Annotated in this window: 9 protein-coding genes; 6 read left to right on the forward strand and 3 right to left on the reverse strand. The window is 72.4% G+C overall.

Annotated elements, in window-relative coordinates:
- The coding region (locus tag GKQ77_RS21380; protein WP_258021702.1) for an LCP family protein at positions 1 to 1466 on the forward strand (1466 nt) is incomplete at its 5' end.
- A 60-nt stretch (positions 1467 to 1526) separates the two neighbouring features.
- Here GKQ77_RS21380 and GKQ77_RS21385 read toward each other — a convergent pair.
- On the reverse strand, positions 1527 to 2075 hold the full coding sequence (locus tag GKQ77_RS21385; protein ID WP_125513153.1) for an acyl-CoA thioesterase: 549 nt from the start codon (positions 2073 to 2075) through the stop codon (positions 1527 to 1529).
- A gap of 128 nt (positions 2076 to 2203) precedes the next feature.
- Here GKQ77_RS21385 and GKQ77_RS21390 point away from each other — a divergent pair, with 128 nt between their 5' ends.
- The gene (locus GKQ77_RS21390) at positions 2204 to 3544 is read left to right on the forward strand and encodes an LCP family protein (RefSeq protein WP_219690540.1); all 1341 of its coding nucleotides are present in this window, start codon (positions 2204 to 2206) and stop codon (positions 3542 to 3544) included.
- A 137-nt stretch (positions 3545 to 3681) separates the two neighbouring features.
- Positions 3682 to 4866, forward strand: coding sequence for a dipeptidase (locus GKQ77_RS21395; RefSeq protein ID WP_219690541.1), 1185 nt, complete (start codon positions 3682 to 3684; stop codon positions 4864 to 4866).
- A 60-nt stretch (positions 4867 to 4926) separates the two neighbouring features.
- On the opposite strand, the gene GKQ77_RS21400 is transcribed toward GKQ77_RS21395, so the two are convergent.
- The gene (locus GKQ77_RS21400; protein ID WP_219690542.1) at positions 4927 to 5355 is read right to left on the reverse strand and encodes a VOC family protein; all 429 of its coding nucleotides are present in this window, start codon (positions 5353 to 5355) and stop codon (positions 4927 to 4929) included.
- Between the two features lie 25 nt (positions 5356 to 5380).
- Positions 5381 to 5743, reverse strand: a complete 363-nt coding sequence (locus tag GKQ77_RS21405) for a VOC family protein (RefSeq protein WP_219690543.1) — start codon at positions 5741 to 5743, stop codon at positions 5381 to 5383.
- Positions 5744 to 5888: 145 nt separating this feature from the next.
- Here GKQ77_RS21405 and GKQ77_RS21410 point away from each other — a divergent pair, with 145 nt between their 5' ends.
- The 3 genes from GKQ77_RS21410 (at position 5889) to GKQ77_RS21420 (ending at position 8661) form a co-directional block, all read left to right on the forward strand.
- Positions 5889 to 6398 (forward strand): CGNR zinc finger domain-containing protein, encoded by a 510-nt coding sequence (locus GKQ77_RS21410; RefSeq protein ID WP_219690544.1) that lies wholly within the window; start codon positions 5889 to 5891, stop codon positions 6396 to 6398.
- Positions 6399 to 6521: 123 nt separating this feature from the next.
- Entirely contained in the window at positions 6522 to 7727 is a 1206-nt protein-coding gene (locus GKQ77_RS21415) for an NAD(P)/FAD-dependent oxidoreductase (protein ID WP_219690545.1), read from the forward strand.
- 31 nt (positions 7728 to 7758) lie between these two features.
- Positions 7759 to 8661 carry an RNA polymerase sigma-70 factor gene (locus GKQ77_RS21420; protein WP_219690546.1) on the forward strand — a complete coding sequence of 301 codons (903 nt, stop codon included), beginning with the start codon at positions 7759 to 7761 and terminating at the stop codon, positions 8659 to 8661.
- The last annotated feature ends 26 nt before the right edge of the window (positions 8662 to 8687 follow it).

Below are 8687 nucleotides of genomic sequence, written 5' to 3' on the forward strand. Positions count from 1 at the left end.
ACCCCGCTCCCCCGCCGCGCCGCCCGCATCCGCAGGGCCGCAGGCCGCCCGCACGCAAGGCCGCGGGGCGGGGCAAGCGGCGGCCGCGCTGGGCGATGCGGGTGGCGACCACGTGCTCCGTGGCGGTGCTCGCGGCGGCCGGGATCGGGCACACGGTGGTCACCAGCCTCGACACCGGCATCAAGCGGGTGGACGCCTTCAGGGACATGAAGAACCGGCCGGCCTCCGGCAACGGCATGAACGTCCTGCTCGTCGGCACCGACGGCCGCGACAAGATCACCCCGGAGGACAAGCAGAAGTACCGCCTGGGCGGCGCGCCCTGCCACTGCACGGACACGATCATGATCGTGCACATCTCGGAGGACAGGGACCGCGCGAGCGTCGTGAGCCTGCCCCGTGACTCGTACGCCGATCTGCCCGCGCACACCGACCAGAACAGCGGCAAGAAGCACCGCGCACACCCCAACAAGATCAACGCGGCGTACGCGGAGGGCGGGCCGAACCTCACGGTGCGGACCGTCGAGCACATGACGAAGGTCAAGATCGACCACTATCTGGAGGTCGACTTCACCAGCTTCATCAAGACCGTCGACGTGCTCGGCGGGGTGGAGATCTGCACGGCCAAGCCGCTGAAGGACTCGCACACGGGCCTCAACCTGGCGGTCGGCACGCACGCCATGAACGGCGGGGAGGCGCTTCAGTACGTACGTTCGCGCTATGTCGACGGGGCCTCCGACCTCGGCCGGATGCACCGCCAGCAGCGGTTCCTCGCGGCGCTCATCGCGAAGGCGACGAGCAGCGGAGTCCTGCTGAATCCGGTCAAGTTCCGTGACGTGACGCTGACGCTGCTCGGCTCGGTGCGGGCGGACAAGGGTTTCGGGACGAGCGACATGCTGGACCTCGGGCGGGCGATGCGGGGCTTCTCGCCGTCGTCGTCGGAGTTCACGACCGTGCCGCTGAGCGACAGGGGGCAGGTCCTGCCGGGCATCGGCTCGACGCTGAAGTGGCACCCGGAGAAGTCCGCGAAGCTCTTCAAGGCCCTGCGCGAGGACCGGCCGCTCGCACCGCACCGCGTCAGGTCCAAGCACGCCCTTGTGGACGTCTCGCCGCAGCAGATCCGGGTCCAGGTGGACAACGGCACGGGGACGCCGGGGCTCGGCAGGCGGGTGGACGCGGAGCTGCGGGCGACCGGGTTCCGTACGACGGGGCTGCCCGCGGACGTGCCGAACGCGGCGAAGGCTCCGGCGCCGCGGACCGTCGTCGCCTACGACCCCCGCTGGGACCGCTCGGCGAAGTCCCTCGCGACGGCCCTGCCGGGCTGCGAGATGCGCAGGGTGGACGGGCTGGGGGCGACGCTGAAGGTGGTCGCGGGCACGGACTTCAAGGCGGTGCGGCCGGTGCGGGCGGAGGACGAGCTGCAAGGGGAGTTCGGGGTGGTCACGGGGGACCAGGTGGTCTGTCCCTAGCCCCTGCGTGGGGCCGGGCCCCGGGGGCGTGGCCGCCTCCTGGGGCCGGGCCCCGGGGTCTCAGTCGTCGAAGCCCTCCGCGGCCCGTGCCTCGCGCAGCTCCTTGATCGCCCGGCGGCGGGCGAGGCGGTGCGTGCGGCGGATCTGGGCCTCCTGGTAGCGGCGGCGGTCGCGGTCCGTCTCCGGGAGGACCGGCGGGACCGTACGGGGCTTGCCGTCGGCGTCGACCGCGGCGAAGACGAGGTAGGCCGAGCCGACCTGCTGCGCGGGCGTCGACTCGTTCCAGCGCTCGGCCAGGACCCGGACGCCGACCTCCATGGAGCTGCGTCCGGTCCAGTTCACCTGGGCTTTCACATGAACGAGGTCCCCTACGCGGACCGGCTCGAGGAAGACCATCTCGTCCATCGACGCGGTGACCGCGGGCCCGCCCGAGTGGCGCCCGGCGACGGCTCCCGCCGCGTCGTCCACCAGTTTCATGATCACACCGCCGTGCACCGTGCCGAGGAGGTTGGTGTCGGCGTGGGTCATGATGTGGCTGAGCGTGGTGCGGGACGCCGAGGTCGGCTTGCCCGGAATCTCCGATTCCAGACGGGGGGCCTGATCTGTCATGCCCTCCAGCCTATGCCGGACGTGTGAGCGAGCCGTCCCCGGCCGGTTTGCATCAGCTCTGCAACAGCCCTGGCCCGAAATCCCGACCGTCTGTATACCGCGCGCTCCGGCATAGCACACTGGGCCACATGAGCGATTGGCCAGACGATCAGGCGGGCGGCCGTGGCTACGGCCGCGGCAGCGGGGACTCCCAGCCCGACGGCGCCCGCGTGATGCGGCACGTCCAGCGCGGGGGGCCCGCCCGCCCCGCAGGGCCGCCGCCGGGCGGTGTCCCGCAGCAGCCCTCGTACGACGAGTACGGCGACGCGTACGGGAACGGCCAGCCGTACGGCGACGCCCGCGACGAGGTCTTCGAGCCGCGCACCCCGCGCCGGGACCCCTACGGGCAGAGCTACGACAGCGGCTACAACACCGGCCAGGTCTACGGCCAGCCCGCAGGCGCCGGCCGGGGCGGCGACGGGCAGCCGCCGCACACCGCCCGCCCCGCGCCGAACTGGCGGCGCCGCATCAAGATCGGCTCGATCACCCTCGTATCCGTGCTGCTCGTGACGTCCGTCGCCACGTACTTCTGGGCCGACGGCAAGCTCAAGCGCGAGGTCGACCTCTCCAAGGTCATCGAGCGGCCCGAGGGCGGCGCGGGCACGAACTACCTGATCGTGGGCTCGGACAGCCGTGAGGGCATGTCCGACGAGGAGAAGAAGAAGCTCCACACGGGCTCCGCCGAGGGCAAGCGCACGGACTCGATGATGATCCTGCACGTCGCGGACGACGGCGGGAACACGATGATCTCGCTGCCGCGCGACTCGAACGTGACGATCCCCTCCTTCAAGGGCGCCGAGTCCGGCAAGCTCTACCCGAACCAGGGCCGCCAGGTGAAGCTGAACGCCGCGTACGCGGAGGACGGCCCCGAGCTGCTCGTGCGGACCGTCGAGTACAACACCGGCCTGCGCATCGACCACTACGCCGAGATCGGCTTCGGCGGCTTCGCCAAGATCGTGGACGCGGTCGGCGGCGTGGAGATGGACATCCCCAAGGGCTTCAAGGACAAGAAGTCCGGCGCCGACTTCGAGGAGGGCAAGCAGACGCTCAACGGCGAACAGGCGCTCGCCTTCGTCCGTACGCGGTACGCGCTGCCCGGCAGCGACCTGGACCGCACGAAGAACCAGCAGAAGTTCCTCGCGGCCCTCGCCAACCAGGCGGCGACGCCGGGGACCGTCATGAACCCGTTCAAGCTCTACCCCACGATGGGCGCGGGCCTGGACACGCTGATCGTCGACAAGGACATGGGCCTGATGGACGTGGCGTCCATGTTCTGGGCGATGAAGGGCGTCACGGGCGGCGACGGCAAGTCCATGAACATGCCGCTCGCGGGCACGGTGGGCGGCAACCTCCTGTGGGACAAGGCCAAGGTCAAGCAGCTCGTCGATCAGCTCAACAGCGACGAGAAGGTGACGGTCGAGGGAGGCTGAGGCCGGGGGCCGGGGGTGCGCTCACGGGTGCCGCGCGCGGAAGTGCCGTACCCCGAACGGGCCCGCCCGGCGCGAACCTGCGGCTCCGGCGTGCCACGGTGGTGCGAACTGCCGCCGCCGATGTCCGGAGCCCTGCCATGGCAGACCTACAGGACGAGATCAACGCCACCGCCGAGGCGGGGGAACTCGACCAGTCCCCCGCACGGCCCGACCCTCACGCCGAGCCGCGTCCCGAACGGGAGCCCGGGCTCGGTCCCGGTGCCGAGTCGGATGCCGAGCCCGATGTGGAGCCCGATGCCGACTCGCTGTCTGCCGACGATCCGCTCGCGCGGGCCCGGGCCGTGCTCACCGCGCATCCCGTCGCCGACGGGTACAGCGGTCTGCCGGGAGCGCTGCGCGACCTTCCCTGGTACGACTTCGAGACCGGCGACAGCGGCCTGGAGAGCGACCTGCCGCGGCTGCGCGCCGGGCGGGTCGGAGCGCAGTTCTGGTCCGTGCACGTGCCCGACTGGCTGAGCGCCGACCGGGTCGTGCGGGCGACGCTCGAACAGATCGACCTCGTGAAGCACGTGGTCGGCGCCCACTCCGAGGGGCTGCGCCTGGCCCGGGACGCCTCGGAGGCCACCGACGCCCGCAACTGCGGCCGCATCGCCACGCTGATCGGCCCCGCCCGGGGCGCCGCGCTCGGCGACTCGCTGGGCACGCTGCGCGCGCTGCACAGCCTGGGCGTGTGCGCGGTCACCCTCTGCGGCACGTCCTGGGCAGGCGCGTCGGGGCTGAGCGCGTTCGGCGAGGAGGTCGTACGGGAGATGAACCGGCTCGGCGTCCTCGCGGACCTCTCCGGCGCCTCCGAGGCGACCGTGCGGCGCGTGCTCGCCATCTCCAAGGCGCCGGTGATCTTCACCAGGTCCGGGGCCCGTGCCGTGCGCGACCACCCGGACAACCTCTCCGACGAACTGCTCGTCGAGGTGGGCGCCGCCAAGGGCCTGTGCCTGGTGCCGCTGGCCGCCGAGCGGACCGGTCCCTCGGTGCGCGATGTGGCGGACCACCTCGATCACGTGCGCCGCGTCGCGGGGCCGGAGTGCGTCGGCCTCTCGGGGACGTACGACACCCCGGACGTGCATCCGGAAGACCTCACCGATCCGTCGGGTTACCCGCGACTGATCGCCGAGCTGATCGAACGCGACTGGTCCGAGGCCGACTTGGCGCTGCTCACCTGGGGCAACGTCCAACGCGTCCTGCGTGGCGCCGACTTCACGGCACGGGCCACGCGGGAGCGCAGGACGGCTTCGACGGCGACGATAGAGCACCTGGACGGCTGACCCGGCGCCCCGCTTCGGTCGGCTTCCGGGCCGCTTCGGTCGCCTCCCTGGCCGCTTCGGTCAAGGGATCCTGACGAGGCAGAACGGGTGCCCGACGGGGTCGGCGTACACGCGGAAGCCGCGCTTGCCCCCGTCGTCGTCCACGTCCAGGGGGCGTGCGCCCAGGGCGAGGATCTTCTCCTGGGCGGCGTCCATCTCCGCCTCGGTGCTGCCCGCGTCGAGGTCGAGGTGGACCTGCTGGGCGTTGCGGTCGGCGCGGGGCCACTCGGGCGGGCGCAGGTCGGGCACCCGCTGGAACGAGACCCTGACGCGGCCGGGGGCCAGCAGGTCGACCCAGTCGCCGTCGCCCTCGATGGTGCCGCCGATGATCGCGGCGTAGAACTCGGCAAGCTCGCGGGGGCGGGGGCAGTCGAAGACGACGGTGCGCAGGCCGGCGATGGGGGCGGTGCCGGTGCTGTGGGTGCTGTCGGGGTCGTACTGGTCAACCATGGGGTCCTCCTTCTGGCAGGCGGTCTCAGCAGGCGCAGAGGCAGAACGGGTGCCCCGCCGGGTCCGCGTAAACGCGCCAGTTGCGATCACGGTCGGCGGCGTCGAGGACCGTGGCGCCGAGCGCGAGGGCCTGCTGCTCGGCGGCGTCCATGTCCTCCACCGTGAGGTCCAGGTGGAACTGCTGCGACCCGTCGGGCGCGGGCCACTTCGGGGGTACGTACCCGGGGGCCTCCTGGAAGGCCAGGGCCGTGCCGCCGTGGCCCGTGAGGTCGACCCAGCCCTCGTCGGCGGGGGTGGGGGTGCCGCCGATGACCGCGGCGTAGAACTCCGCGAGGGCGAGCGGGTCGGGACAGTCCAGGACGACGACACCGAGCTTGGCGAAAGCCATGGTTTTCTCCAGGTCTGCTGATACGGGGTTACTGAGTTACTGGGTTACTGAGTCGCTGGGTTACTGAGTCGCTGGGTTACTGCATAACCCCGTATAACCGGTAACCGTTACTTCATGCTCCCCCAGAAGCGGTAACGTCGCAACCATGAATGACAGGGCACCCGCGCCGGGCGGGCTCGCGTTGATCCAGGAGCTGGTGAACAGCGTGGATCTGGCGACGGGTGCGGACCGCCTGGACACCGAGGAGGGCCGGAGCGCCTTCGGGCTCACCCGGCGGGACGTGCCCGGGGCGCGTGAACTGCGCGAGTCGCTGCGCGCGGCCTGCCTCGCGCACGCCGGGCACCCGCCGCACGCGCCGGTGCGCGAGCTGAGCGAACTCCTCGCGGCGGGGCCGCTGTTGGTGAAGGTGGACGCGGCGTCCGGCACGGCGTCGCTCGCCCCGGCGGACGCGTCGGCGCTCACCGCGCGGGTGGCGTCGGCGATCGCCGAGGCGCTTATCTCCGGCACGTGGGCGCGCCTCAAGGCGTGCGAAGCGGTGACCTGCCGCTGGGCCTACTACGACCGCAGCCCGGCCGGGCGGAGCCGGTGGTGCGACATGGGGGTGTGCGGGGCCCGCGCCAAGATGCGGGCGTACCGGGCGCGGAAGAAGGGGTAAGCAGGCGGACCAGCCGCGCCTCACGCGCAGTGACCTGCGTCACAAACTGTCACAGCCGTCGCGCACCCGGTGTCTTGAGGCCGAACCCCTTGAAGCCGAACCCCTTGAAGCGGAGAAGGCACCATGGCTGAGAACACCGATGTGGTCGTGATCGGCGGCGGATACGCCGGCGTGATGGCGGCCAATCGTCTGACCCTGCGCGGCGATGTGACCGTGACGCTGATCAACCCGCGCCCTGACTTCGTCCACCGGATCCGCCTGCACCAGGTGGTGGGCGGGACCGGCTCCGCGGCCGTCGACTACCGCGAGGTCCTTGGCGATCGCGTCCGGCTCGTCGTCGACACCGTCACGCGGATCGACGCGGCGGGCCGGAGCGTGGCGCTGGCGTCGGGCGGCACGGTCGGCTACGACTACCTGGTCTACGCGGTGGGCAGCGGCAGTGCCGACTCGGCCGTCCCAGGAGCGGCCGAGTTCGCCCACCCCATCGCCGCTCTGGAGGACGCGCGGCGGCTGCGCCCGCTCCTCGACGCCACGCCCACCACGGCCCCGGTGACGGTCGTCGGGGCCGGTCCGACCGGCATCGAGGCCGCCGCCGAGCTGGCGGAGACGGGCCGCGCCGTGACCCTGGTCTGCGGCGGCGTGCTCGGCCCCGCCCTGCATACCAAGGGCCGCAGGTCGGTGGCGGCGCGGCTGGCCCGGCTCGGGGTGACCGTGCTCGACGGTTCCGGTACGAGGGTGACGGGCGTGGCCCGTGATGCCGTACGGCTCGCCGACGGCCGCGAGCTGCCGAGCCGGGTCACCATCTGGGCCGCCGGCTTCGGCGTGCCCGACCTGGCCGCCCGCAGCGGGTTGCGCACCGACGCCCTGGGCCGCCTGCTCACGGACGAGACGCTGACCAGCGTGGACGACGGGCGCGTCGTGGCGGCCGGGGACTCGGCGGCGCCGTCCGGCCTGGCGCTGCGGATGGGCTGCCAGGCCGCGCTGCCGCTGGGCGCGCGGGCCGCAGACACCGTGCTCAGCCGGATCGCGGGCGAGCGGCCCGCGGACCTCAAGCAGCCGTTCAGTGCCTGGTGCGTCAGCCTGGGGCAGCGCGACGGCATCTTCCAGCTCGCCAACAGGTCGGATGTGGCGATGGGCTTCCACGTCGACGGCGGCCTCGCCGCGAAGGCCAAGGAGACGGTCTACAAGGTCGTCCTCAAGCACCTGGCCGCCGAGGCGGGCAAGCCCGGCTCCTACCGCCTGCACCGCATCCCGGGAGACGCCAGGCGCCGTCAGCTGCGCAAGGCCGGGCCCGCCGGGGCGCCGGTGGACGCCGGGCGTACGGCCTGACCGGAGACCGTACGAGAGAGGACGCCGAGACATGAGTGACCACCCCGCCGACCCGGCGACCGAGTCGTTCCTCGCCCACCGCAACCTCCTGTTCACCGTCGCCTACGAGATGCTCGGCTCGGCGGCCGACGCGGAGGACGTGCTCCAGGAGACCTGGCTGCGGTGGGTGAAGGTCGACTTGGAGCGGGTGGACGATCGGCGCGCGTACCTGGTCCGGATCACGACCCGCCAGGCGCTCAACCGGCTGCGCACCATGAAGCGCCGCAAGGAGGCGTACGTCGGCCAGTGGCTGCCCGAGCCGCTGCTCACCGCGCCGGACGTGGCCGAGGACGTCGTCCTCGCCGAGAGCGTGTCGATGGCGATGATGCTCGTCCTCGAAACGCTCTCGCCGACCGAGCGTGCCGTCTTCGTGCTGCGCGAGGTCTTCGACATCGGTTACGAGGACATCGCGGCGGCCGTCGACAAGAGCCCCGCCGCCGTACGCCAGATCGCCCACCGGGCCCGCCGGCACGTCGACGCGCGCCGCCCGCGACAGACGGTCTCCCCGCGCGTGGCACGGGCGGCGCTCGACGCGTTCCGGCGCGCGCTGGAGACCAGGGACATGCAAGGCCTCCTCGACGTGCTCGCCCCCGAGGTCGTCCTCGTGAGCGACGGCGGCGGCGTCAAGCAGGCCGCGCTGCGGCCGGTCGCGGGCGCCGACAAGGTGGCGCGCTTCTACCTCGCCGGTTCCGCCAAGGCCGGGGTCACGATCACCACCGAGCCCACGGTGGTCAACGGCAGCCCCGCGCTCCTCGTGTGCGTGGACGGCGAGCTGGACGGCGTGATGGCGGCCCGCGTCGAGGAGACGAGCGAGCGGATCACGGGCCTCTACTACGTCCGCAACCCGGAGAAGCTGTCGCATGTCGGGGCACGGAGGGCGCTGACCTTGCGGTGAGCGGGCGGGGCGGCGCTGGCCCGGCG

Source organism: Streptomyces anatolicus (genome assembly GCF_019400875.1).
GTDB lineage: Bacteria > Actinomycetota > Actinomycetes > Streptomycetales > Streptomycetaceae > Streptomyces > Streptomyces anatolicus.

Excerpts from the sequence above, each read along its gene's own strand:
- GKQ77_RS21400 (WP_219690542.1), bottom strand. The coding sequence starts at position 5,355 with ATGGTTGACCAGTACGACCCCGACAGCACCCACAGCACCGGCACCGCC.
- GKQ77_RS21420 (WP_219690546.1), top strand. The coding sequence starts at position 7,759 with ATGAGTGACCACCCCGCCGACCCGGCGACCGAGTCGTTCCTCGCCCAC.
- GKQ77_RS21395 (WP_219690541.1), top strand. The coding sequence starts at position 3,682 with ATGGCAGACCTACAGGACGAGATCAACGCCACCGCCGAGGCGGGGGAA.
- GKQ77_RS21405 (WP_219690543.1), bottom strand. The coding sequence starts at position 5,743 with ATGGCTTTCGCCAAGCTCGGTGTCGTCGTCCTGGACTGTCCCGACCCG.
- GKQ77_RS21410 (WP_219690544.1), top strand. The coding sequence starts at position 5,889 with ATGAATGACAGGGCACCCGCGCCGGGCGGGCTCGCGTTGATCCAGGAG.
- GKQ77_RS21385 (WP_125513153.1), bottom strand. The coding sequence starts at position 2,075 with ATGACAGATCAGGCCCCCCGTCTGGAATCGGAGATTCCGGGCAAGCCG.
- GKQ77_RS21390 (WP_219690540.1), top strand. The coding sequence starts at position 2,204 with ATGAGCGATTGGCCAGACGATCAGGCGGGCGGCCGTGGCTACGGCCGC.
- GKQ77_RS21415 (WP_219690545.1), top strand. The coding sequence starts at position 6,522 with ATGGCTGAGAACACCGATGTGGTCGTGATCGGCGGCGGATACGCCGGC.